Genomic DNA, 22,474 nt, shown 5'->3' with positions numbered 1-22,474 from the left:
CAAGGGTCTTTGATAGTTGCATAAGCCAACCTTTGATTTCAAAATACTACCACCCACTGTTTTTTTTGTCAATATCTGTCAGAAAAAATAGCAGAAAACAGAAAGAGACTGAACCCCTTGATTTTAGCGGATTTCAGCCTCTTTCTATTTTCCTTCATTCATAAAACTGCCGGCAATGGGACTTGAACCCATACGTGGTTGCCCACAACAGATTTTGAGTCTGCCTCGTCTGCCATTCCGACACGCCGGCATTTCCTAACGGAACAATAGATATCTTAGCATAACTCTTTCCAAATTGCAAGCATTTTTTTGAATTTTAAATTCATTTAATCCAATTCTACTGATTGCAGTCCAGCTTCTTATAAAAATCAAAGCAGTCAAAGGTTGCAAAATAATCCTTCGGTGTCTCTGCCCTGCGGATTAACTGGGTGCTTCCGTCCGTTTTCAGCAGAATTTCCGCAGATTTCAGCTTTCCATTGTAATTATATCCCATGGCAAAGCCGTGGGCACCAGTGTCGTGAATCACCAGCAAATCTCCTTTGTCAATTTTCGGAAGCATTCTGTCCACTGCAAACTTATCATTGTTTTCACACAGGGAACCTGTCACATCGTATTTGTAATTACACGGCTCATGCTCTTTCCCCATAACGGTAATATGGTGATAAGCCCCATACATAGCCGGGCGCATAAGGTTTACCGCACAGGCGTCCACTCCAATATACTCCTTGTGGGTATGTTTCTCGTGAATGGCCTTTGTCACCAGACAGCCGTAAGGCCCCATCATAAAGCGCCCCAGCTCGGTGTAGATAGCCACATCTCCCATGCCTGCCGGAGTGAGCACTTCTTCATAAACTCTGCGCACCCCTTCTCCAATCACACGGATATCGTTAGGTGTTTCTTCCGGTCTGTAGGGAATGCCCACACCGCCGGACAGATTAATGAAGCAGATCTTTGCCCCGGTTTCTTTTTCCAGACGCACCGCCAGTTCAAAGAGGCGCTTTGCCAACATCGGATAGTATTCATTTGTCACTGTGTTGCTGGCCAGGAAAGCATGAATACCAAATTCTTCCACTCCCTTGCTTTTCAGAATCCGGAAAGCCTCAAAAATCTGCGCTTCCGTCATGCCGTACTTGGCCTCTCCCGGATTGTCCATGATTCCGTTGCAAACCTCAAAAACTCCGCCCGGATTATAGCGGCAGCTCATACGCTTCGGCAGTGTACCAATGGCTTCTTCCAGGTACGCAATGTGGGTAATGTCATCTAAATTAATGGTAGCGCCCAGTTCGTTGGCATACTGAAATTCCTCCGCCGGAGTGTCATTAGAGGAAAACATAATGTCCTCTCCCACACAACCCATGGCTTTGGAGAGCATCAGCTCTGTATAAGAAGAACAGTCACAGCCAAAGCCGTACTCTCTTAAAATCTCAATCAGGAAGGGATTTGGTGTTGCCTTTACCGCAAAATATTCTTTAAACCCTTTGTTCCATGCAAAAGCCTCCTTCATGGCCTGCGCATTTTCCCGGATACCTCTTTCATCATATAAATGAAAAGGGGTCGGGTATTCCTTTACAATTTCTTCCAGCTTTTCCTTTGTCACAAATGTCTTTTTTTCCATATATATTCTCCCTTAATGGATTTCTGCTTTTCTGTTTTTATCTGACGAACCTCATTATACGAAAATGTGTCTTGCTTTTCAAGTCATTCCCCTGTCTTTTTTTATTTTTTAACGTATTGACGTATTCCAGTCAAAAATCCACAGAAAACCTTTGCAATTTTACCAGTCCTGTTGTATAATGAACGAAATAAAAACAGACGGGAGCTTGTATGACAGGCTGAGAGGAAGGTATGACCTTCGACCGATAACCTGATTTGGATAATGCCAACGTAGGGACGCCTGAGAACCACATATGTGAAAATATGCAGCGGGAAGTTACCGAACTTGGTAGCTTTCCGCTTTTTGTTTTCCTAAAAACGGATATACAATTCTCCACAAGCCAGGCTCCCAGATGGAGGTGAAAAATGGTAATAATCAACGGAACTTCCCTGCCTATGGACGGCAAAACGCTGTCCGAATATCTGGAAATGTCCAATTACAATCCCCTGCGCATTGCAGTGGAACGCAATGGCCACATTGTTCCCAAAGCAAAATACAATGAAATCACGCTGACAGACGGCGATGTGCTGGAAATTGTCAGCTTTGTAGGAGGCGGCTGATGATACCCACAAAAGAAGAATGGATAAAGGCCCTGGAAGAACGCCACGGCCAAACCTTGCAGCAAAAATTTGCTTCTGCTTCTGTGGCCGTATGCGGACTGGGGGGACTGGGCTCTAACATTTCCCTCTGTCTTGCAAGAGCCGGAATCGGCAGACTGATTCTCATCGATTTTGACCGGGTGGATATCACCAATCTCCACCGCCAGCAGTACAAGGCCCATCAGATAGGCATGTACAAAACAGAAGCCCTTGCGGAAAATCTCCGGGAAATTGTGCCTTATCTTTCTTTAGAACTGCATACAGAGACCATGACCGAAGAAAATACCCCACAATTGCTGCAAAACGCCCAGATAATCTGTGAAGCCTTTGACCGGGCGGAAAATAAGGCCATGCTGGTCAACCGCGTACTGGAAACCATGCCGGAAAAATTTCTGGTGGCAGCTTCCGGAATGGCCGGAATTTCCAGCGCCAACTCCGTCCGGACCCGCCGGATTACTTCCCGTTTCTATCTCTGCGGAGACGAAAGCAGCGACACAGGCAGCGGGCTGGGGCTTGTCTCCTCCCGGGTCATGTGCTGCGCCGCCCATGAGGCGCACATGGTACTGCGGATTCTGGCAGAACAGACCGAACCCTAAGGTACAACACCAAACATACAGAAAGAAGGTACATTTATGAACAACGATACGCTTATCCTCGGAGGACGCGAATTTCATTCCCGTTTTATTCTCGGCTCCGGGAAATACTCCCTCAAGCTCATTGAAGCAGCCGTAAAGGATGCGGGTGCAGAACTGATCACTCTGGCTGTCCGCCGGGCCAATACCAAAGAAGAAGAAAACATTCTGGATTATATTCCTGAAAACGTTACCCTGCTTCCCAATACCAGCGGCGCCAGAAATGCCGAAGAAGCAGTGCGCATTGCCCGTCTGGCAAGAGAACTGGGCTGCGGAGACTTTGTAAAAATCGAAATTATGCGGGATTCCAAATATCTGCTGCCGGATAACCAGGAAACCATAAAAGCCACGGAAATTCTGGCAAAAGAAGGCTTTCTTGTCATGCCTTACATGTACCCGGACTTGAATACCGCCAGGGACCTGGCTAATGCCGGCGCTGTCTCCATTATGCCTCTGGCTTCTCCCATTGGTTCCAACAAAGGACTGGCCACCAGGGATTTTATCGAAATTCTCATTCAGGAAATAGATTTGCCTGTCATCGTAGACGCCGGTATCGGACGGCCTTCCCAGGCCTGTGAAGCCATGGAAATGGGCGCTGCCGCCATTATGGCAAACACGGCTCTCGCCACAGCCGGAGACCTTCCTCTCATGGCTTCTGCTTTCCGCCAGGCCATTGAAGCCGGACGAAAAGCCTACCTTTCAGGACTTGGCAGAGTTCTTACAAGAGGCGCTTCTGCATCTGACCCGCTCACCGGTTTTCTTCACGATTAGGAGGCGGCAGTCATGGAAAACGAATTTTTAGTGGACTCTCAGTATCTCTCTGAACAGGCGCTGGCAAAGAAACACCGTCTGGAAACAGACCCTTCTTTTCGGAAAAGCCACATGGAATATCTCCCCGGCATGGAGCAAATCCAGTCTGATGTATGCGAAAAAGTCATGAGCCAGGTGGCTTCCTATGATTACACCCACTACACAGCCAAGGATGTCCGGGCAGCCCTGTCCCATCCGGTCTGTTCCCTGGAAGATTTCAAGGCTCTGCTCTCTCCCGCCGCCGAGCCTTTCCTGGAAGAAATGGCCCAGAGAGCGAGACAGGAAACCAGCCGCCATTTCGGCAATACCGTGTATCTGTTTACCCCTCTTTACATTGCCAATTACTGCGAGAATTACTGCGTATACTGTGGTTTTAACTGCTATAACCATATCCACCGCATGAAGCTGACTATGGAGCAGATTGAAAAAGAAATGAAAATCATCGCAGACAGCGGCATGGAGGAAATCCTCATTCTCACAGGTGAAAGCCGCTCCAAAAGCGATATTTCTTATATCGGGGAAGCCTGTAAACTGGCGCGAAAGTATTTCCGCATGGTTGGGCTGGAAATTTATCCGGTAAACACCGACGAATACCGCTATCTTCACCAATGCGGCGCGGACTATGTCACAGTGTTCCAGGAAACCTATGACAGCGACAAATACGAAACCCTGCATCTCATGGGGCATAAACGCGTGTGGCCTTACCGCTTCGATGCACAGGAACGGGCCTTAAAAGGTGGTATGCGGGGCGTTGCTTTTTCCGCACTTTTAGGACTTTCTGACTTTCGGAAAGACGCCCTGGCCAGCGCCCTGCACGTTTACTATCTGCAGCGGAAATATCCCCATGCGGAAATGTCCCTCTCCTGCCCCAGACTGCGGCCCATTATCAACAACGACAAAATCAACCCTCTGGACGTGCATGAAACCCAGCTTTGCCAGATTCTCTGTGCTTACCGGATTTTTCTTCCTTTTGTGGGCATTACAGTATCTTCCAGAGAAAGTGCCCAGTTTCGGGACGGCATTGTAAAAATCGCAGCAACCAAGGTATCCGCAGGGGTTTCTACAGGAATCGGCGACCACGAAAGTAAATACAGCGGAAAGGAAACGGACGGGGAACAGGGAGACGAACAGTTTGAAATCAACGATGGCCGCAGTCTGGACCGGGTTTATGCAGACATTGCGGCTGAAGGTCTCCAGCCTGTCTTAAACGATTACCTCTATGTCTGATATTTTATGTATCACCAACCGGAAGCTATGTGGGGAAGACTTTCTTTCCCGCATAAAAAAACTGGCAAAGGCCAAACCCCAGGGCATTATCCTTCGGGAAAAAGATTTATCAAAGTCACAGTATGAAATTCTTGCCCGGCAGGCAATAGATATCTGTGCTGCTTATGACACTTCCTGTATTTTACATACCTTTACAGACGCGGCCCTTTCTTTGAAAGCAAAATCCCTGCACCTTCCTCTGTCCCTTCTAAAACAGATGACAGAAAAAGAGCGGAAAGCCTTTTCAATTCTGGGAGCCTCCTGCCATTCTGTAACGGACGCTCTGTTAGCAGAACGTCTGGGATGTACCTATATTACTGCAGGACATATTTTTGCCACTGAATGCAAAAAGGGACTTCCCGGAAGAGGAGTTGCTTTTCTGGAAGAAGTCTGCAAAAGTGTGTCCATTCCCGTCTATGCCCTTGGAGGTATCACTCCCGAAAACAAAAAAGAAGTGATGAAAACCGGGGCTAAAGGGGTTTGCATTATGAGCAGCGCCATGACCTGCGCTGAACCGGACAGTTATCTGGCAAAACTGGATTCCCCTAAGTGAACGGCTACGACTATAGCAAATATCTGCAAAAAATGCCCGAACAGCCTGTCCTCTCAGGCCATTCGGGCATTTTAAATTTTTCTTTTACAACATTATTTTACTTCCATTACATGCAGCATATTGGTTACATTGGATTCTGCCTTGCTGCTGTTGGTCGCCGGGTCTCCGGCTGTAACTACCACAAGCTGGCCTTTTGCCACCAGTTTGTTCTCTTTCAATGTTTCCATGGCATTGATAATAATATTTTCCGTTGTATCTCTTCTGTAGCCTTTCAGCGGTCTTACGCCCCAGTACAGACGCATTTTACGCTCTACTCTCTCATTTGGAGTAATGGCATAAATCGGCATAGTAGGACGGAAGCTGGAAACCATGCGGGCAGTTTTTCCGGACATGGTTGGGGTCACAATGCAGTCTGCCTCAATGTTTCTGGCAGTACGTACGGACGCAATACCAATAGCACAGGAAACCTTTGTTTTCTGGTACATTGTTCTGTGCTTAATATATTTTTCGTACTTCACATAATTTTCTGTGTTCTCTGCGATTTCGTTCATCATCTTCAGCGCTTCCACCGGATATTTTCCCGCTGCTGTCTCACCGGAAAGCATAATAGCATCTGTTCCGTCATAGATGGCATTAGCCACGTCTGTTACCTCTGCTCTGGTTGGACGCGGATTGCGAATCATGGAATCCAACATCTGTGTGGCTGTAATAACCGGAATATAATTCGCATTACATTTACGAATAATCATTTTCTGAATATGAGGAACCTCCTGTGCCGGAATCTCCACGCCCAAGTCACCGCGGGCTACCATAATTCCGTCAGACACTTCAATGATGGCATCCAGGTTTTCCAGACCTTCCGCATTTTCAATTTTTGCAATAATCGCAATGTCTTCTGCGTTGTTTTCTTCCAGAATCTTACGAATTTCCAGCACACCCTCTGCATTTCGAATAAAGGACGCTGCAATAAAATCAATCCCCTGTTCAATACCGAAAAGAATGTCTGCTTTGTCTTTTTCTGTAATAGCCGGAAGCTTTACGTTGACATTGGGCACATTCACGCCCTTTTTCTCGCCCAGTTCACCGCCGTTTACCACGCGGCAGACAATGCGTCCCTCTGCCACTTCTTTTACTTCCAGTTCAATCAGACCATCATCAATAAGAATTCTGTTGCCTGGCACTACATCCTCAGCCAGACCTGCGTAAGTAATAAAGCAGCCCTTTTCATTCCCGGTCATTTCCTCTGTGTAAAGAACAAACTCCTCATTTTCTTTCAGTGTCACTTTCTTTCCGCCTTCCAGTACGCCTGTACGGATTTCCGGGCCTTTGGTATCCAGAAGGATAGCCACTGGCTTCTCCAGCTCTTCTCTCACCTTTTTCAGCAGATTCATACGGCTTTTCTGTTCTTCATAATCTCCGTGTGAAAAATTAAAACGAGCCACATCCATTCCATTGGCTACTAAAGCTCTCATGTTGCTCTCAATATCTGTGTTCGGTCCCATAGTACAGACGATTTTGGTTTTACGCATATAATTATTTTCCTCCTGATTATTGTATATGTTTGTGAGTAAACAGGTGGTCCTGACAATACTCATAGTTGCCGTTGCATTTGGAACAGAAACGAAATTCCAAATCGTCTCCGTCCTTTTCTGTTCTTCCGCAGACTGCACATTTGTGTTTTGTCACACCCGGCGCCATTTTCGGATGAACAGCTCTTTGAAACTGTTGTTTTCTGTGGATTTCTTTTGGTGAAATCCTCTGATAATTTCTGGTTGACAGAAAATAAATAATAAAATTCAAAAGGGATGCAAGAATTACCGTCCGGATTCCCCAGCCGCCTTTTACCATATCATACAGCAGATACGCAATATCCAGCACAGCCAGCCATTTCATCTTCATGGGAATAATCATCATAAACAGTACCTGCATGTCCGGGTAATTGGCCGCAAAAGCCAGGAAAATGGACAAGTTGATGTAATACGTGGAAAACGCCATACTGTACGCCATAGACAAAAACGGATTTGCTCCCATCATAAAATACAGCAGAAACGCACCGATAACCGTAAAGAGCACACCGCCCAGAATATAAACATTGTAGCGGAAAGCGCCCCATGTTCTCTCCAGCGTTTCCCCCAGAGAATAATAAAACAGCAGCATAATCAGCACAAAAACAAGGTTGCTGGTTGGGGGCGGAATCAACAGCCAGGATACAATTCTCCATATCTGCCCGTGCAGGATATGATAAGGGCTTAAAGTCAGATATCCGGTAATGGAAAACCCAAAAAGGTTTCCCGCATACAGCAAAATATATCCAATGGCATAACAGCCTATCATATATTTCGTCAGATTGTGAATGGCATAGCGTCCAAATTTACGCTCCATTTTGTTCAAAAAATTCATACGATTTCCTCAATTCTTTCATGACTTAAAATAAGTTCTTCTTGGAGAAGATAAACGCCACTACCAGACTCAAAAGAAGAGAAAGGACAATGACAATGGCAAAGCCCTCCGGGTGGGAGGCAAAAGGCATTCCCTTCAGATTTACATTCATACCGTAAGCACTGAATATCATGGTAGGAATGGACATGACAATGGTCACAGTTGCCAGAAATTTCATAACAATATTCAGATTGTTTGATACAATAGAAGCAAAAGCCTCGGTCATACCGCTCAAAATTCCACTGTACACGTTTGCCATCTCGATGGCCTGTTTGTTCTCGATAATGACATCTTCCAGCAAATCCGTATCATCGGGATACTGCTTGATACGCTCTACTTTTAAAAGCTTTTCCAATACCATTTCATTGGAACGAAGAGACGTGGTAAAGTATACCAGGGATTTTTCCAGTTCCAGAAGTTCTATCAGCTCTTTGTTCTTGGTAGACTCCTGCAGCTTTTCCTCTACTTCCTCACTCTTTTTGTCTATGATACGCAGGTAATGCAGAAACATACTGGCATTTTTGTACAGAATCTGAAGAATAAAGCGAGTCTTCATATAAGTATAGAAGTTCCGCACACGACCGTCCATAAACCGGCCCAGCACCGAAGTATCTTCCAGGCAGACGGTAATGATAATCTCATCTGTCACAATAATAGACAGGGGAATGGTTCCATACCAGTCCTTTTCTCCCCTTTCCTCCAGAATCGGAGTGTCCACAATAATCAGGGTGTACTCGTCTTCCACCTCGATACGGGAACGTTCCTCTTCATCCAGAGGTGCTCTCAAATCATCCACCTCAATGTGATACCTTTTGGCAACCTCGAAAATTTCCGTTGCCGTGGGATCCGTCAGCGCAAGCCAGCAGCCTTCGCTGGCTTCGTCCATCTGATGAATTTTTCCATCCACTGTTTTGAATATTCTAATCATGGTTTCTCCCTTCACCCTCCTGCACTGGCAGGAAGCCGGGACGGCGCCTGTCAGCAGGATTTCTCTTTTTTTATTTTTTCATTTTTCTTTCTCCCAGGACAAGGCCCGCTTTCCATAATTTTGCACTTCCTTTTTTCAAAAAATACTCAATTTCCCCGTTCTTATGCTTCGCACTTGGAAAAGATAATGCTGTTAGGGGTTTCCACCTTCATAGGTTTCCCTTTCATAATCAGCAGTTTCTTTTCATAATCAATGGCAAAGGTTGTAATGGAATTGGATTCATGGTTTACCACTGCCAGATGTTTTCCATCCGGGAACACATCCAAATCCTTCGGATAATTGCCGCTGATTGGCAGAATACACTGCTTTTCCAGAAGACCGGTTTCTTCCTCTCTCTTAAACATAGCCACGGTATCCTCTCCCGCATTGGAACAGAAAATATATTTTCCGTCTGCGGACAGACACATACCGGAAGTAGCGTCATGGGCTTCATCATCGTGGGAAGCCAGAGTGCTCTCCGTCTGCAGCAGTTCAAAGACAGGATTTTTGCCGCTTCCATCGTAGCGGTATACCTGAATGGTATTGTTCAATTCATAGTTCAGATAAGCAAATCTTCCATCCGGGCTGAACTTAATCAGCTTAGGACCGGATTCTCTCTGGCATCTTAAAATGTCCACCAGCTCTAAACGACCGGTACGTCTGTTGACTCTGTAAATTTTCATCTGATCAATGCCGTTGTCCACTGCACAGAGATATTTATTATCCGGTGTCGGGCGCACACAGCTTACATGGGGACGGAAATTTCTCTCTCCCACGCTGCCCAGACCTTTGTGAAACACACCGTCCAGCACACTGCCCAGACGTCCGTCTCTGTGCGTATGCACTACAGTCACTTTTCCGTCATGGTAACCGGCCACAAAAAGGTACTTGCCTTCTTCATCCGTGGACAGATGACAGCCTCTCATACCGTCAATATCTACTTTATTAATAAAGGTAAGGTCTCCGTCCGGTTCAATGGCAAAAACCGCCACGCCTTCATCTGCAATGGAGTACAGATACTTTCCGTTAAGAGACTTTGCCAGATGGGAAGAATTGTTGACGGGAATCACTTTTCTCTCGCAAAGAGTTCCCTCTTCCACATTGACATCATACAAATGGATTCCGATACTGCTTCCGTGGGTATAGGTTCCCACATAGGCTACATATTTTTCCTTCATTTATGCAATATCCTCCTGTTTTCTATTGTTTCACCACACGACAAATTCGCGGTCTTTGCACAAAAAGACCGCCAGTGTACAATACACTACGGACATTCTACCACAAAGTTTTTTCTAATACAATGCATATTGATGGCTTTTCCTGCAATTCATTTCTATTTCATCTGTATTTTACAGGGATTGGGTCATTCTAATATTGACATGATTTTTTCCTTTAGTATAATGGATAAAGAATATCTACAAAGGAGAACTGGGATGAACCATACTTTAGTAAATTTAATTGACATCTCCAAAAGCTTTGGAGACCAGGTAATCCTGGACGAACTGAATCTTTCTATACGGGAAAATGAATTTCTCACCCTTCTTGGCCCCAGCGGCTGCGGAAAAACTACAACGCTCCGTATTCTGGGCGGATTTGAGTCCCCTGACAGCGGGAAAGTCATTTTTGATGGAAAGGATATTACAAATCTTCCGCCCAACAAGCGGAATCTGAACACCGTATTTCAGAAATACGCGCTTTTCTCTCATATGAGCATTGAAGAAAATATTGCTTTCGGTCTGAAAATTTCAGGAAAAAGCAAAGCCTATATTCATGACAAGGTAAAATATGCTTTAAAGCTGGTCAATCTGGACGGCTATGAAAACCGGCTCCCGGATTCTTTAAGCGGCGGACAGCAGCAGCGTGTGGCCATTGCCAGAGCCATTGTAAACGAACCTCGGCTGCTTCTTCTGGACGAACCTTTAGGCGCTTTGGACTTAAAACTGCGCCAGGACATGCAGTATGAACTTATCCGTCTGAAAAACGAACTGGGCATTACCTTTATCTATGTCACTCACGACCAGGAGGAAGCCCTTACCATGTCAGATACCATTGTGGTTATGAACCAGGGATATATACAGCAGATGGGAAGCCCGGAGGACATCTATAACGAACCTCAGAACGCCTTTGTGGCAGACTTTATCGGCGAAAGCAATATCCTTCCCGGTATGATGCTGGAAGATAAACTGGTGGAAATTCTGGGTGCCAAATTCCCCTGTGTGGACGTGGGATTCGGTAAGAACAAACCAGTAGACGTGGTTATCCGCCCGGAGGATGTGGACTTGCTGGCTCCGGAAGAAGGCACAATCCAGGGGGTTGTGTCCCACCTGATTTTCAAAGGCGTCCACTACGAAATGGAAGTACAGGCAAACGGTTTTGAATGGCTGGTGCACAGCACGGATATGTTCCCTGTAGGGCAGCAAGTAGGCATTCATGTGAATCCTTTTGACATACAGATTATGCACAAGCCTGAATCCGAAGATGAGGAGGCTATTGGAATCAATGAATAAACGAAAACTGCTTTCCGGCCCGTATCTGATCTGGTCCGTGGCCTTTATCCTGATTCCTCTTGCCATGATTTTTTACTATGGCTTCACCAACAGCGAAGGGCATTTTACCTTTGAAAATGTGCTGGCTATCGGCACTGTGGAGAATTTCAAAGCACTCTGCCTTTCTCTTTTGCTGTCCCTTATCAGCACCCTTATCTGTCTGATTCTGGCATATCCGCTGGCTATGATGCTGTCGAATATGAAAGTCAACCGGACAGGCTTTATTGTGCTGCTTTTTATTCTTCCTATGTGGATGAATTTTCTTCTGCGGACTCTTGCATGGCAGACTCTTTTGGAAAAAAACGGCGTTATCAACCAGGTGCTGGGCTTTTTTCATCTTCCTTCCCAGCAGCTGATTAACACACCAGGGGCTATTGTACTGGGCATGGTCTACAACTTCCTGCCCTTTATGGTACTGCCCCTCTATAACGTGCTTTCCAAGATAGACAAAGACGTTATTTTTGCAGCCAGAGATTTGGGCGCCACTGCGGCCTATACCTTTCGGAAAATCATTTTTCCTTTAAGCATGCCGGGTATTATCAGCGGCATTACCATGGTTTTTGTACCGTCTCTGACGACCTTTGTTATCTCTGACCTCTTAGGCGGAAGCAAAATTCTCCTCATCGGAAATGTCATTGACCGCCAGTTTCAGCAGGGAAGCAACTGGAACGTGGGAAGCGGACTTTCGCTAGTACTGATGGTATTTATTTTCATCAGTATGCTTCTCACCGGAAAATACGATAAAAACGGGGAAGGAGGTATGTTCTGATGAAAAAAACAGTACGAAATATATATCTTGGGCTGATTCTTTTTCTCATGTACGCCCCCATTGTCACCCTCATTGTCCTGTCTTTTAACGCTTCAAAATCCAGGGCAAAATGGGGCGGTTTTACCTTAAAGTGGTACGCTTCTCTTTTTCAGGATAAAGCCATTATGACAGCCCTTTACAATACGTTAATCATTGCCCTGCTCTCTGCTGTTCTTGCCACGGTTGTAGGTACGGCAGCCTCCATCGGTATCAATGCCATGAAGGGCAGAAGCAAAACCATCATGATGGGAATTACCAACATTCCCATTCTGAACTCAGAAATCGTAACCGGAATTTCCCTGATGCTTCTGTTTATTGCCTTCAGAGTCACCCTGGGATTTTCCACTATTTTGCTGGCCCACATTACTTTTTGCATTCCTTATGTGATTCTCAGTGTCATGCCAAAATTGAAACAGACCAGCAAAAGTACTTATGAGGCAGCCCAGGATTTAGGTGCAGGTCCGGTATCCGCCTTCTTTAAGGTGGTGTTTCCCGATATTCTGCCCGGTATTGTCTCCGGATTTTTAATGGCCTTCACCATGTCTCTGGATGATTTCATTATCACCCACTTTACCAAAGGCCCCGGTGTGGACACCCTCTCCACCAAAATTTACGCAGAAGTACGAAAGGGAATCCGTCCGGAAATGTATGCCTTGTCCACACTGCTTTTTGTCAGTGTACTGGTGCTGATGATACTGGTCAATACAAGTCCGAAAGAACCAAAAGACAGAAAAACGGTTTCCAAAAGAAAGTCCCTGCAGCGCGGACTGCGTCTGGCGATTCCCCTGCTGCTTGTGGCTGTGCTGGCAAGCGGCGGCGCCTTTTATTACTTCGCAGGCGCCAAAGATGCCGGCAGCGAAAAGCTGATTGTGTACAACTGGGGGGATTATGTCGACCCCAAAACCATTGAACTGTTCGAGGAGGAAACTGGCATTTCCGTCACTTACGAGGAATACGAAACCAATGAAATCATGTATCCGAAAATTCTTTCCGGGGCTATTGCCTATGATGTGGTATGCCCTTCCGATTATATGATTCAGCGTATGATAGAAAACGATTTGCTGGCCAAACTGAACCTGGACAACATTCCCAATATAAAAAATATGGATTCTATCTACATGGAACAGTCCAGAAGTTTCGACCCGGACAATGCTTACTCGGTTCCCTACTGTGTGGGTACGGTGGGAATCCTGTACAACAAAACCATGGTGCACGAACCTGTGGACAGTTGGGATATTCTCTGGGATTCTAAATATGCGGACAGTATTCTCATGCAGGATTCTGTCCGGGATGCCTTTGCTGTAGCTTTAAAACGCCGTGGGTATTCCTTAAATTCCAGTAAGGTAGACCAGCTGATACAGGCTAAGGATGACCTGATTGCCCAGAAACCCCTGGTACAGGCCTATGTTGTAGACCAGGTACGCGATAAAATGATTGGAAACGAGGCTGCTTTAGGCGTTATCTATTCTGGAGAAGCCGGATACACCAAAAGGGAAAATCCCAATCTGGAATATGTCATCCCAAAGGAAGGCTCTAATGTCTGGATTGACTCCTGGGTCATTCCAAAAAATGCCAAAAACAAGGAAAACGCAGAAAAATTCATCAACTTTATGTGCCGTCCGGACATTGCCCTGATGAACTTTGAATATCTGACCTACGCAACACCCAACAAAGCCGCCAGATCGCTGATTAAAGATGAGGAAACGCGAAACAGCAAAATTCTCTTTCCCAACGCGGAAGATTTGACAAACTGTGAAACCTTCCAATTCCTGGGAGATGATGTGGACAGCTATTACAACGAACTCTGGAATAAAGTAAAATCAAACTAAGCTACAAAAGGAAATTTTTATGAACCGTATTTTTGAATATTGTGTGGCTGATTCTGACCTCCCCTGCACCGCAGGGGAGTATTTAAAAAGAAAAGGCTGCTCTCACCAGATTCTGGTACACTTGAAAAAAACAGAAAAGGGGATTCTGGTAAACAATGAATGGGCTTATGTGCGAACCCCCTTACAGGCGGGAGACCTTCTGAAAATCACCTTAACGGAAGACACCCCTTCTCAGAACATTGTTCCGGTTGCCATGCCTCTGTCTATTGTTTATGAGGATGAAGATATTCTGCTTCTGAACAAGCCCGCAGACATGCCGGTACACCCTTCTGTCAATAACTATGACAACACCCTGGCAAACGGCGCGGCCTGGTATTACGCACAGCAGGGAAAACCTTTTGTCTTCCGCTGCATCAACCGCCTGGACCGGGATACCACGGGACTGCTGATTCTGGCAAAAAACGCCCTCAGCGCTTCTATTCTCTCTGCTCAAATGAAAAAAAGAGAGATTCACAGAACCTATCAAGCCATTGTAAAAGGAGTCCCCATTCCCGAAAGCGGTACTATAGACGCCCCTATTGCCAGAAAAGAAGGCTCTGCCATAGAGCGGTGCGTGGATTTTGAAAAAGGCGAACGGGCTGTCACCCATTACCGTGTCCTGGATTCCCGAAACGACTATTCTCTTGTGCAGCTTTCCCTGGAAACCGGCAGAACACACCAGATACGGGTGCATATGGGCTATCTGGGACATCCCCTGTTAGGCGATTACCTCTATTATCCTGATTTTTCACGGATAAAACGGGTCTCCCTCCATTCTTATGCGCTTTCTTTCACACATCCCATGACTGGCAGTCCCCTCACCTTTCGGGCTCCTCTGCCGGAAGATATGGCTGATTTGTTTGCCTGATGTATGCAAAAGACACCGGAATTTACATTTGAAAAGCCCGGTCAGAACTTCAGCTGCCAAATGCAGCGGTCTGTCCTGAACCGGGCTTTTTTTGTTTCTCAATTTTCTGTTTTCTTTTAATTTCTTCTAAGTGCCTCAATAGGACTTAAAGAAGCTGCTTTCTTTGCCGGATAAATTCCGAAGAAAATTCCCACTGCACAGGAAAAGGCCGTTGCAATCAAAATTGTGCTGACACTGATTCCCGGCGTCAAAGTCATTCCCTGGCTGGAACTGATAACCGAACAGATTCCAAATCCTCCTGCAATTCCCAGAATAATACCAATAATTCCTCCAATAACAGTCAGAATTGCGGATTCTGCCAGAAACTGCATCATAATGGAAGAGGTCTTCGCCCCCAGAGATTTTCGGATACCGATTTCTCTGGTTCGCTCTGTTACAGATACCAACATAATGTTCATAACACCAATACCGCCTACCAGCAGAGAAATTCCTGCCACAAAGGAAATAAATGCCGTTACCATGCCCAACATCTGGTTCATGACCTTCATCACATCCTGGAAACTCTGTACCTGGAAGTAATCCTCCCCTGCAGACTGGTGTTTCTGTTCCAGAACCTTGATGATTTTATCGGAAATGACTTTTGAGTCCATTTTTTTATCGGCCTGTACCATAATGTAATAAAAATCATCCGTGGAATCTCCCAGAAAATCTCTGGCTGCTGTATACGGAATGGAGATGGAAACCGGCATGCCTTCATAAGTATAGCTGACAAAGGTTCCATTTTCTTTGTGGGTGGTAACGCCCACAATCCGGAAGGATTTTGTCAGATTCAGACACTGTACATCAATATCCATGCCCACTACATCATCCGAACCAAAGAGTCTTTTGGCATCGCTGTCGGAAATGACACATACATTTCTGCCCTCTGTCACATCTGCCTCCGTGAAGTAGGAACCTCTCTTCATGGAATAGTTATTCAAAAGCTGTCCATCCTGTGTCTCCATAGAAAGGTTTATCTGAAATTCCCCTTTCCCGGTTACTGTATCTCCGGTAACACTGTCGGTTCCTGTAACACCTTCCACACCTTTGATTTCCCGGATAGCATCCAAGTCCTCCGGTGTCATATAAACATCCTGATTCATGGCATCGGTACTGCAGTTAATGGCAATCTGACCGCCGCCCGCATCGTTAATCTCACTGTTCATCTGATTCTTGGTACCCTCACCGATGGATACGATAGCGATGACCGACGCAATTCCGATAATAATACCAAGCATGGTAAGAAAGGAACGTCCCTTATTGGCAAGAATATTCTGAATCGCCATTTTGACATATTCTACTATATTTCCCATATTCTCTTCCTTTCCTGCTACTTAGAGGCTTTGCTGTCCTCTGTCTTGGCTTCCTTTGCGGTCACACTGTCGCCTTCGCTGTAATTGCCCATATCCTTAATAACCTGGTCTCCTTTTTTCAGTCCGCTTTTTACTTCTACCATGGAGTCTGAAGTTACCCCTGTCTCGATGTCTTTTTTCTCAATTTTTCCCTTGTTCACTACATAGCAGAAAGAGCCTTCTTTTCCGATGTTTACCACCTCTACAGGAAGTACCGGCACATTTTTAGCCTCGGATGCCTGAATGGTAACCTTGGCTTCCACACCAATAAAAATATCATCGTCCGGATTGTCAATATGTACACTGACCCCAATCAGAGGTGTTCCCTTTTCATTTGGAATGGCAATCTTGCTGACTTTGTCTACTGTACCTTTATACTTTTTATCACCAAGAGTGATTTCTGCCTTCTGACCTTCTTTTACCTTGTCAAAATCGTATTTGGATACGTTGGCTTCCACGCATACATCCTGTGTGCTCTGCAGGGTGAAAAGTTCCATTCCCTGGGTAACGGTTGCGCCCTGTGTTACTTTTGCGTCAGAAATAACCCCTTTAAACTCTGCCTGAATACCTTTTCTGCCTTCTTCTAAGAGTTCCTGAAGATTCTTTGATTTCAATTCTGACAGGTTGCTGGTAATAGCCATTTTTTCTCTTGCTGCATCTGTCAGACCTGCTGTGTCATTTTCTGCAATGGCTTTTTTAGAAGCCAAATCAGACTGAAGCTGTGCTAAATCAGAGGAAGCTGTTTCCATCTGTGCCTGCAAATCAGAGGTATCCGCTGTAACTGTGCCGGAAAGTCCATCCGTGGAAACGCTGTAATCTGCCTGATTTACCTCTTTTTTCACCGGTTCTGCCGGAGGATTATTCAGAAGGTATCTGTAATCTTCCAGTTCGGATTCTGCTGCTGTACCAGAGTCAATTTTTGTTTTCAAATCGCTGAGCTTCTGGTCATAATCTTTTTTTGTAACGTTGTTGTACTCATCCAAAGCTTTCTGATATTCCTGGTCTGCTGCTGCAACCGCTGCATCATAAGCTGCGTCGGCCTCTGCTTTGGCCTCTGCCTGAGCCTGTTCTATCTGTGCCTGGGCATCATTCTGTGCGTTGGTCTGTGCGTCTGCAATCTGCTGGCGCAGGCTGTTGATTTGATTTTGCTTCTCTTCAATCTGGCTTTCCAGTCCCGGAATGGCCGCCTGGGCTTCTGCCACTTTATTTGCAGCAGTGCTTGCCTGTTCCTGCGCATCCTTTATATCCAGTTCGCCGGATTTTGCTGTCAGCTGTGCCTCCTGGTTTTCTGCTTCCAGGTCTTCCAGATTAAAACCAATGATGCTTTTTCCAGCGTCTACACTGTCTCCTGCTTCTGCGGTCATGGTCTGAATGGTTCCGTTGACCGGAGAGTAGAAAGTTTTCTTCTGTTCGCTTTCCACATTTCCTGTAGCATCCACTTCCTGTGTGACGTTTCCCGTCCCCACGGATACGACCTCTACAGACGGTGCGGCATCCTTCCCTTTACTGTTCATACTGCCGACAAGTGCAATCAAGCCGATAGCCAGTACAATTACCCCTATGGTAATCAGCATAATCATGTTTTTACTCTTCGTTATTCCCTTTTTCATGTTCTTCCTCCATACTGTCAAATGCAGGGTTTATAATATCGGATTCTATCTTCCCATCCATAATACGCACCACACGCTTTGCCCTGGCGGCAATGCCATCATCATGGGTAATGAGAATCACCGTTCTTCCCCCTTTGTGCAAGTCTTTTAAAATTCCCAGAATTTCCTTGCTGGAAGCCGAATCCAGATTTCCGGTAGGCTCATCGGCCAGAATCACCGGAGGCTTGGCCGCAATGGCTCTGGCAATAGCCACACGCTGCTGCTGTCCGCCTGACATCTCTGACGGCTTGTGGTTCATACGATGGGCAAGTCCTACCATTTCCAGAGCCTCCCTGGAAAGCTGCCTTCTGGTCTTCTTATCAATTCCCCTGTAAATCAGCGGCAGTTCCACATTTTCCTCTGCGGTCAGATTTGAAATCAGATTAAACCCCTGGAAAATGAAGCCGATTTCCTTATTTCTGACTGCAGAAAGCTGATTGTCCGTCATGGTGGACACATCTGTACCATTCAGAAAATAAGTACCCGAAGTAGGCGTATCCAGACAGCCCAGCATATTCATGAATGTAGACTTTCCGGAACCCGACTGGCCGATAATGGCTACAAACTCGCCTGTATCAACCTCCAGATTAATATGGTCTAATGCTCTTACTTCATTCTCACCCGGATTGTAAACCTTGCACAAATCCGTTACTTTAATAAGATGTTCCATAAGTTCTTCCTTTCTCTCATAATATATAATCAAAAACTGCAGAGCAGTTTCCAATCGCGTTTTTGTATACAAAAGCAGGGCAAAACAGGAAATTTCCCCGTTTTGTCCTGCCCTCACTACATCTTTTCCTTATAAACTTGTTCCGTTCTGCGCGTCCTGCATAGCCTGACGGTTTTTTAATGCTCCCCAGAAGTATAACAAGGGAAGAATCAAAGAAGCCAGAATAGAAACTATCGATAATGCAGTAAATCCTGTTGTAGCAGCGGAAATTCCTGCATTGACTAACACAAATGCAATCAAGACAATTCCGCAGATAAAGCAGATATTTGCTTTTTCAATCTTGTTGCAGTTTGCCACACCTAAAATTCCTGCTACCAGGTAGATAACGCCCTGAATGACAGATGTGATAATTCCTGCCTGAAAAGTTTCTGCTGTAAGTCCCGCCTGTTCATAAATGGCAGTTGTGGCAGAATCCAGTGAGCCGCTTGATAATGCACTTGCTACAAACGCATTAGACGCTGCGCCGATAAATCCAAACACCCCACCGATAATCAGTAAAATCCCTACACCCTTTAAAAAACCTTTTCCCGGTGCCTTTTTTTCCATAACCAAAGCCCTCCTCCGTAAATTTGTAATCATTTTATAATTCCTTCCTAAAAATGTCAATTTCATTTTAGGATATTTTCTAAATTTTTTCTAAAATCTTTTCTATAAAGCCCGAATTCTGGGAACTTCATCGATATGAAGGTATCTGCTCAATGCCTTTACAATAATGTCATGATTGACAAAATGGCTCTGGTTGGTCACCATAATGGCTCCGATAACGCCCACTTCTTCCACACGCACCGGAAATCCCCCGCCCAGGCAGGAATATTCTTCTTTTCCCAGTCCGATGTCTTCCATGGTTTCTTCGCTCCTTTTCAGTTCGCTGTACAGAAGCATGGTGCTTTTTTCCATACGGGAAACCGACGCAAACATCTTGTCCGCCCAGATTTCATTGTTTGGTGTTGTGCCGTTGCCTGCGTACTTAAACACTGTGTATCCATTGTTCAGACGAATTTCCACCGTGGTATCCAGTTCCCGCTTCTTTGCCTCCGCAACCAGCAGATTGCCAAGTTCCCATGCATCCTCATTGGTAAAATGATTGAACTGCAAAATTTCCTCCTGCATAGCCAGAACCGTAATTACTTCTTCAACTGTCATAACAGACACCTCCTGTCTCTTACCGGATTCTGTCCGGAAAACCAACCTTACGCTGTACCTTTCTCAGCGTTTTATTTGCAAAATACTGGGCTTTTTCTGCATTTTCCTTAATAATGGAATCCAGATATCCCTTATCTTTTTCCAGTCTTGCCACTTCATCCTGCAAAGGCTTTAACACACTGACAACCGCTTCTCCCACAGCCATCTTCAAATCTCCATAGCCTTTTCCTTCAAATTCTCTGATTGCTTCCTCGGAAGTTTTGCCCAGACATGCACAGTAAATATCAATGAGGTTTTTCAATCCCGGCTGTTCGTCTCTATAGGCAATGCAGGCTTCTGAATCTGTCACCGCCCGTTTACACTTTCTCATAATAGTATCCGGGTCATCCATAAGATAGATACTGCCGTTTGGATTTTCGTCAGATTTGGACATTTTCTTCGCAGGGTCCTGCAGACTCATAATCTTAGCGCCTACCTTGCCGATATAGGCTTCCGGAATGGTAAACACATCACCATAAATGTTATTGAAGCGGATGGCAATATCACGAGTCAGTTCCAGGTGCTGCATCTGGTCAATGCCTACCGGCACCACATCTGCCTGATATAGAAGAATATCGGCTGCCATCAGCACCGGATACGTAAAGAGTCCCGCATTGATGTTATCCGCATGCTTTGCAGATTTGTCTTTAAACTGGGTCATGCGGTTTAATTCCCCCATATAGGTAAAGCAGTTTAAAATCCATGCCAGCTCTGCATGTCCTGACACATGAGACTGGTAATAAATACAGTTCTTCTTAGGGTCCAGACCTGCCGCAAGATATAAAGTCAGCAGCGCTCTCGCTCTCTTTCTGAGGGTTGCCGGGTCCTGGCGCACCGTAATGGAATGCATATCCACCACACTGTAAAAGCACTCATATTCATCGCTTAAAGTCACCCAGTTTTTCAGCGCTCCCAGATAATTTCCCAGTGTCAGGTTTCCGGTGGCCTGCATACCGCTGAATAAAACTTTTTTATCATTGATCATCTCTTCTGTCCTCCAACTACTACAATTTCCCTTTATTTGTCTATTTTAGCACGTTTCTTTTCTGTCAGCAACCTTGTTCTGTCTCTGTTTTCTATTATTTTTCCACAATTATCAGAAACATCGGAGTTGACTGATAATTTGCTTTTTCTTCTTCACTCCAGACTTCCTTCCAGACCTCCTCTTCCACAAGCATCTGGTTCGGAGAAAATTGTCCAAGCACCTGCTTATCCCATGTGGGCCTTGCAATCCGGCTTAACGGCACCTCTCTTGCAATCTCCTCCATGGCGTCAATATCCGTACAGGTGTAGTGGTCGCTCAGCTGCAGTTCTTCCACTCTGGCCCTGTCTTCTTCATAGGCTCTGCGCTTCTCCTGGTCGAAAAGATGATGGTACCAGTTGGCGTCATAATTTAAAAGGATGCCGCCTTTTTTCAGAACTCTGATCCACTCTCCATAGGCTTTTTCCGGCTTCTCCAGATTCCAGGTCAGATTTCTGGAAACCACCACATCAAAAGTCTCTGATTCAAATGTAAGATTTTGAGCATCCATTTGCTGCCAGTGGATTTTTCCTGCAAGTTTCCCTGCATTTTGTTTCGCTTCTTTTAACATTTCTTCTGTATAATCCACTGCTGTCACCTGATATCCCGCTTCTGCCAGAATAATCGCGAAAAATCCCGGACCTGTACCAATATCCAGTACCTTTGTCTCTTCCGGTTTTTTCCCTTTCAGATGGCTCATCAGATTTTTCTTCCATTTTTCCCGTTGTTCTGTAGCCAGCTCGCCCTGATTCACCTGAGAATAGCCCTCTGCTCTTCCCGTCCAGTATTCTTCGATTTTATCTAATAATTCCATGTTGATTTCTCCGTTTCCGCAAAATTCTCTACCTGAAAAAGTATACCACGTCTTCCCCCGGTTTCACAACCCTGCCCTCCGGTTATTTCCCTTGCGTCCCTGGAGAAAAACCAGTATAATAAAGCTACAATACCAAAAGAAAAGAGGACACAGCATGGAAAAAATTGCAAGCTTTACCATTGACCATATAAAATTAAAACCCGGTGTCTATGTATCCCGGAAAGACCATGTAGGCGCGGAAGTTATCACCACCTTTGATTTGCGCATGACTTCTCCCAACGACGAACCGGTTATGAACACCGCAGAAGTCCACACCATCGAACATCTGGGTGCCACCTTCCTGCGCAATCACCCGGATTTCGGCACAAAAACCGTATACTTTGGGCCAATGGGCTGCCGCACCGGATTTTACCTGCTTCTTGCCGGAGATGACTCCTCCAGAGATATTCTTCCTCTGGTTACGGAGATGTTCACCTTTATCCGTGATTTTCGCGGCGAAGTACCAGGGGCCTCTGCAAAGGACTGCGGCAATTACCTGGATATGAATCTGCCTATGGCCAACTGGCTGGCGAAAAAATACTTAGAGGAAGTTTTAACCAATATCACCGAAGAGCGCCTGGTTTATCCGCAGTAATGCTCTTGACAAAACAAGGCTGCCGCCTTTAAGCAGCAATCCA

At 45.5% G+C, this 22,474-nt stretch carries 22 protein-coding genes, 1 tRNA gene and 1 riboswitch; of the genes, 10 read left to right on the top strand and 13 right to left on the bottom strand.

The features are described from left to right. Positions 1-167: 167 nt before the first annotated feature. Together WBS51_RS00545 and WBS51_RS00540 are read right to left on the bottom strand one after the other, a co-directional pair. A tRNA-Leu gene (locus WBS51_RS00545) sits at positions 168-250 on the bottom strand. A gap of 87 nt (positions 251-337) precedes the next feature. Then, positions 338-1,615, bottom strand: a complete 1,278-nt coding sequence (locus WBS51_RS00540; RefSeq protein ID WP_173747302.1) for a diaminopimelate decarboxylase — start codon at positions 1,613-1,615, stop codon at positions 338-340. A 189-nt stretch (positions 1,616-1,804) separates the two neighbouring features. Further along, a riboswitch (TPP riboswitch) is annotated at positions 1,805-1,909 on the top strand. A 110-nt stretch (positions 1,910-2,019) separates the two neighbouring features. On the opposite strand from WBS51_RS00540, the gene thiS reads away from it, so the two are divergent. The 5 genes from thiS to WBS51_RS00515 are packed head-to-tail and all read left to right on the top strand — an operon-like array spanning position 2,020 to position 5,514. Continuing rightward, positions 2,020-2,214, top strand: coding sequence for a sulfur carrier protein ThiS (gene thiS, locus WBS51_RS00535; protein ID WP_173747301.1), 195 nt, complete (start codon positions 2,020-2,022; stop codon positions 2,212-2,214). After that, a complete protein-coding gene (gene thiF / locus WBS51_RS00530) occupies positions 2,214-2,849 on the top strand; it encodes a thiamine biosynthesis protein ThiF (protein WP_294460023.1) in 636 nt (211 codons plus the stop codon). Before thiS ends, thiF begins: the two co-directional genes overlap by 1 nt. Before the next feature lie 36 nt (positions 2,850-2,885). Then, positions 2,886-3,656 (top strand): thiazole synthase, encoded by a 771-nt coding sequence (locus WBS51_RS00525; RefSeq protein ID WP_173747299.1) that lies wholly within the window; start codon positions 2,886-2,888, stop codon positions 3,654-3,656. Between the two features lie 12 nt (positions 3,657-3,668). Beyond that, positions 3,669-4,922: a 2-iminoacetate synthase ThiH gene (gene thiH / locus WBS51_RS00520; RefSeq protein WP_173747298.1), complete on the top strand. Its 1,254-nt coding sequence runs from the start codon at positions 3,669-3,671 to the stop codon at positions 4,920-4,922. Beyond that, positions 4,915-5,514 (top strand): thiamine phosphate synthase, encoded by a 600-nt coding sequence (locus tag WBS51_RS00515; protein WP_294460016.1) that lies wholly within the window; start codon positions 4,915-4,917, stop codon positions 5,512-5,514. The genes thiH and WBS51_RS00515 overlap by 8 nt, the downstream gene beginning before the upstream one ends. A gap of 92 nt (positions 5,515-5,606) precedes the next feature. On the opposite strand, the gene pyk is transcribed toward WBS51_RS00515, so the two are convergent. The 4 genes from pyk to WBS51_RS00495 all read right to left on the bottom strand — a co-directional run bounded on the left by pyk (position 5,607) and on the right by WBS51_RS00495 (position 10,098). After that, positions 5,607-7,043, bottom strand: coding sequence for a pyruvate kinase (pyk, locus tag WBS51_RS00510; protein WP_173747296.1), 1,437 nt, complete (start codon positions 7,041-7,043; stop codon positions 5,607-5,609). Between the two features lie 19 nt (positions 7,044-7,062). After that, a complete protein-coding gene (locus WBS51_RS00505; RefSeq protein ID WP_173747295.1) occupies positions 7,063-7,914 on the bottom strand; it encodes a hypothetical protein in 852 nt (283 codons plus the stop codon). Between the two features lie 25 nt (positions 7,915-7,939). After that, complete coding sequence (locus WBS51_RS00500; RefSeq protein ID WP_173747294.1) at positions 7,940-8,881, bottom strand: magnesium transporter CorA family protein; 942 nt, start codon at positions 8,879-8,881, stop codon at positions 7,940-7,942. A 161-nt stretch (positions 8,882-9,042) separates the two neighbouring features. Further along, entirely contained in the window at positions 9,043-10,098 is a 1,056-nt protein-coding gene (locus WBS51_RS00495) for a lactonase family protein (RefSeq protein WP_173747293.1), read from the bottom strand. Positions 10,099-10,353: 255 nt separating this feature from the next. On the opposite strand from WBS51_RS00495, the gene WBS51_RS00490 reads away from it, so the two are divergent. The 4 genes from WBS51_RS00490 to WBS51_RS00475 are packed head-to-tail and all read left to right on the top strand — an operon-like array spanning position 10,354 to position 15,010. After that, a complete protein-coding gene (locus tag WBS51_RS00490; protein WP_173747292.1) occupies positions 10,354-11,427 on the top strand; it encodes an ABC transporter ATP-binding protein in 1,074 nt (357 codons plus the stop codon). After that, entirely contained in the window at positions 11,420-12,235 is an 816-nt protein-coding gene (locus WBS51_RS00485) for an ABC transporter permease (RefSeq protein WP_291681708.1), read from the top strand. Before WBS51_RS00490 ends, WBS51_RS00485 begins: the two co-directional genes overlap by 8 nt. Further along, positions 12,235-14,103, top strand: a complete 1,869-nt coding sequence (locus WBS51_RS00480) for an extracellular solute-binding protein (RefSeq protein WP_294460010.1) — start codon at positions 12,235-12,237, stop codon at positions 14,101-14,103. Before WBS51_RS00485 ends, WBS51_RS00480 begins: the two co-directional genes overlap by 1 nt. A 19-nt stretch (positions 14,104-14,122) precedes the next feature. Beyond that, the gene (locus tag WBS51_RS00475) at positions 14,123-15,010 is read left to right on the top strand and encodes an RluA family pseudouridine synthase (protein ID WP_173747289.1); all 888 of its coding nucleotides are present in this window, start codon (positions 14,123-14,125) and stop codon (positions 15,008-15,010) included. A 116-nt stretch (positions 15,011-15,126) separates the two neighbouring features. Here the strand turns inward: WBS51_RS00475 and WBS51_RS00470 are convergent, their stop codons facing one another. The 7 genes from WBS51_RS00470 to WBS51_RS00440 form a co-directional block, all read right to left on the bottom strand. After that, positions 15,127-16,362 (bottom strand): ABC transporter permease, encoded by a 1,236-nt coding sequence (locus WBS51_RS00470; protein ID WP_173747288.1) that lies wholly within the window; start codon positions 16,360-16,362, stop codon positions 15,127-15,129. A gap of 17 nt (positions 16,363-16,379) precedes the next feature. Next, on the bottom strand, positions 16,380-18,011 hold the full coding sequence (locus WBS51_RS00465) for an efflux RND transporter periplasmic adaptor subunit (protein WP_294460008.1): 1,632 nt from the start codon (positions 18,009-18,011) through the stop codon (positions 16,380-16,382). Next, positions 17,986-18,720 (bottom strand): ABC transporter ATP-binding protein, encoded by a 735-nt coding sequence (locus tag WBS51_RS00460; protein WP_173747511.1) that lies wholly within the window; start codon positions 18,718-18,720, stop codon positions 17,986-17,988. The genes WBS51_RS00465 and WBS51_RS00460 overlap by 26 nt, the downstream gene beginning before the upstream one ends. A gap of 129 nt (positions 18,721-18,849) precedes the next feature. After that, on the bottom strand, positions 18,850-19,326 hold the full coding sequence (locus WBS51_RS00455; protein ID WP_173747286.1) for a hypothetical protein: 477 nt from the start codon (positions 19,324-19,326) through the stop codon (positions 18,850-18,852). A 102-nt stretch (positions 19,327-19,428) separates the two neighbouring features. After that, positions 19,429-19,923, bottom strand: coding sequence for a heme-degrading domain-containing protein (locus WBS51_RS00450; RefSeq protein ID WP_173747285.1), 495 nt, complete (start codon positions 19,921-19,923; stop codon positions 19,429-19,431). Between the two features lie 19 nt (positions 19,924-19,942). Beyond that, positions 19,943-20,947: a tryptophan--tRNA ligase gene (trpS, locus tag WBS51_RS00445; RefSeq protein WP_173747284.1), complete on the bottom strand. Its 1,005-nt coding sequence runs from the start codon at positions 20,945-20,947 to the stop codon at positions 19,943-19,945. Positions 20,948-21,041: 94 nt separating this feature from the next. Next, the gene (locus tag WBS51_RS00440) at positions 21,042-21,797 is read right to left on the bottom strand and encodes a class I SAM-dependent methyltransferase (protein ID WP_291681700.1); all 756 of its coding nucleotides are present in this window, start codon (positions 21,795-21,797) and stop codon (positions 21,042-21,044) included. Between the two features lie 154 nt (positions 21,798-21,951). Between WBS51_RS00440 and WBS51_RS00435 the strand changes: the two genes are divergently transcribed. Then, positions 21,952-22,431, top strand: a complete 480-nt coding sequence (locus WBS51_RS00435) for an S-ribosylhomocysteine lyase (protein WP_294460005.1) — start codon at positions 21,952-21,954, stop codon at positions 22,429-22,431. Positions 22,432-22,474 lie beyond the last annotated feature (43 nt).

The organism is Blautia acetica (assembly GCF_038739805.1).
In the GTDB taxonomy this organism is placed as follows: Bacteria; Bacillota; Clostridia; order Lachnospirales; family Lachnospiraceae; genus Blautia.
This window is presented reverse-complemented; position numbering and strand designations above follow the sequence as displayed.

Coding starts and splice junctions, on each gene's coding strand:
- thiS (WP_173747301.1), top strand. CDS start 2,020: ATGGTAATAATCAACGGAACTTCCCTGCCTATGGACGGCAAAACGCTG.
- WBS51_RS00485 (WP_291681708.1), top strand. CDS start 11,420: ATGAATAAACGAAAACTGCTTTCCGGCCCGTATCTGATCTGGTCCGTG.
- pyk (WP_173747296.1), bottom strand. CDS start 7,043: ATGCGTAAAACCAAAATCGTCTGTACTATGGGACCGAACACAGATATT.
- WBS51_RS00450 (WP_173747285.1), bottom strand. CDS start 19,923: ATGACAGTTGAAGAAGTAATTACGGTTCTGGCTATGCAGGAGGAAATT.
- WBS51_RS00460 (WP_173747511.1), bottom strand. CDS start 18,720: ATGGAACATCTTATTAAAGTAACGGATTTGTGCAAGGTTTACAATCCG.
- WBS51_RS00455 (WP_173747286.1), bottom strand. CDS start 19,326: ATGGAAAAAAAGGCACCGGGAAAAGGTTTTTTAAAGGGTGTAGGGATT.
- WBS51_RS00480 (WP_294460010.1), top strand. CDS start 12,235: ATGAAAAAAACAGTACGAAATATATATCTTGGGCTGATTCTTTTTCTC.
- trpS (WP_173747284.1), bottom strand. CDS start 20,947: ATGATCAATGATAAAAAAGTTTTATTCAGCGGTATGCAGGCCACCGGA.
- WBS51_RS00435 (WP_294460005.1), top strand. CDS start 21,952: ATGGAAAAAATTGCAAGCTTTACCATTGACCATATAAAATTAAAACCC.
- WBS51_RS00505 (WP_173747295.1), bottom strand. CDS start 7,914: ATGAATTTTTTGAACAAAATGGAGCGTAAATTTGGACGCTATGCCATT.
- WBS51_RS00495 (WP_173747293.1), bottom strand. CDS start 10,098: ATGAAGGAAAAATATGTAGCCTATGTGGGAACCTATACCCACGGAAGC.
- WBS51_RS00500 (WP_173747294.1), bottom strand. CDS start 8,881: ATGATTAGAATATTCAAAACAGTGGATGGAAAAATTCATCAGATGGAC.
- WBS51_RS00470 (WP_173747288.1), bottom strand. CDS start 16,362: ATGGGAAATATAGTAGAATATGTCAAAATGGCGATTCAGAATATTCTT.
- WBS51_RS00490 (WP_173747292.1), top strand. CDS start 10,354: ATGAACCATACTTTAGTAAATTTAATTGACATCTCCAAAAGCTTTGGA.
- WBS51_RS00475 (WP_173747289.1), top strand. CDS start 14,123: ATGAACCGTATTTTTGAATATTGTGTGGCTGATTCTGACCTCCCCTGC.
- thiH (WP_173747298.1), top strand. CDS start 3,669: ATGGAAAACGAATTTTTAGTGGACTCTCAGTATCTCTCTGAACAGGCG.
- WBS51_RS00515 (WP_294460016.1), top strand. CDS start 4,915: ATGTCTGATATTTTATGTATCACCAACCGGAAGCTATGTGGGGAAGAC.
- WBS51_RS00525 (WP_173747299.1), top strand. CDS start 2,886: ATGAACAACGATACGCTTATCCTCGGAGGACGCGAATTTCATTCCCGT.
- WBS51_RS00540 (WP_173747302.1), bottom strand. CDS start 1,615: ATGGAAAAAAAGACATTTGTGACAAAGGAAAAGCTGGAAGAAATTGTA.
- thiF (WP_294460023.1), top strand. CDS start 2,214: ATGATACCCACAAAAGAAGAATGGATAAAGGCCCTGGAAGAACGCCAC.
- WBS51_RS00440 (WP_291681700.1), bottom strand. CDS start 21,797: ATGGAATTATTAGATAAAATCGAAGAATACTGGACGGGAAGAGCAGAG.
- WBS51_RS00465 (WP_294460008.1), bottom strand. CDS start 18,011: ATGAAAAAGGGAATAACGAAGAGTAAAAACATGATTATGCTGATTACC.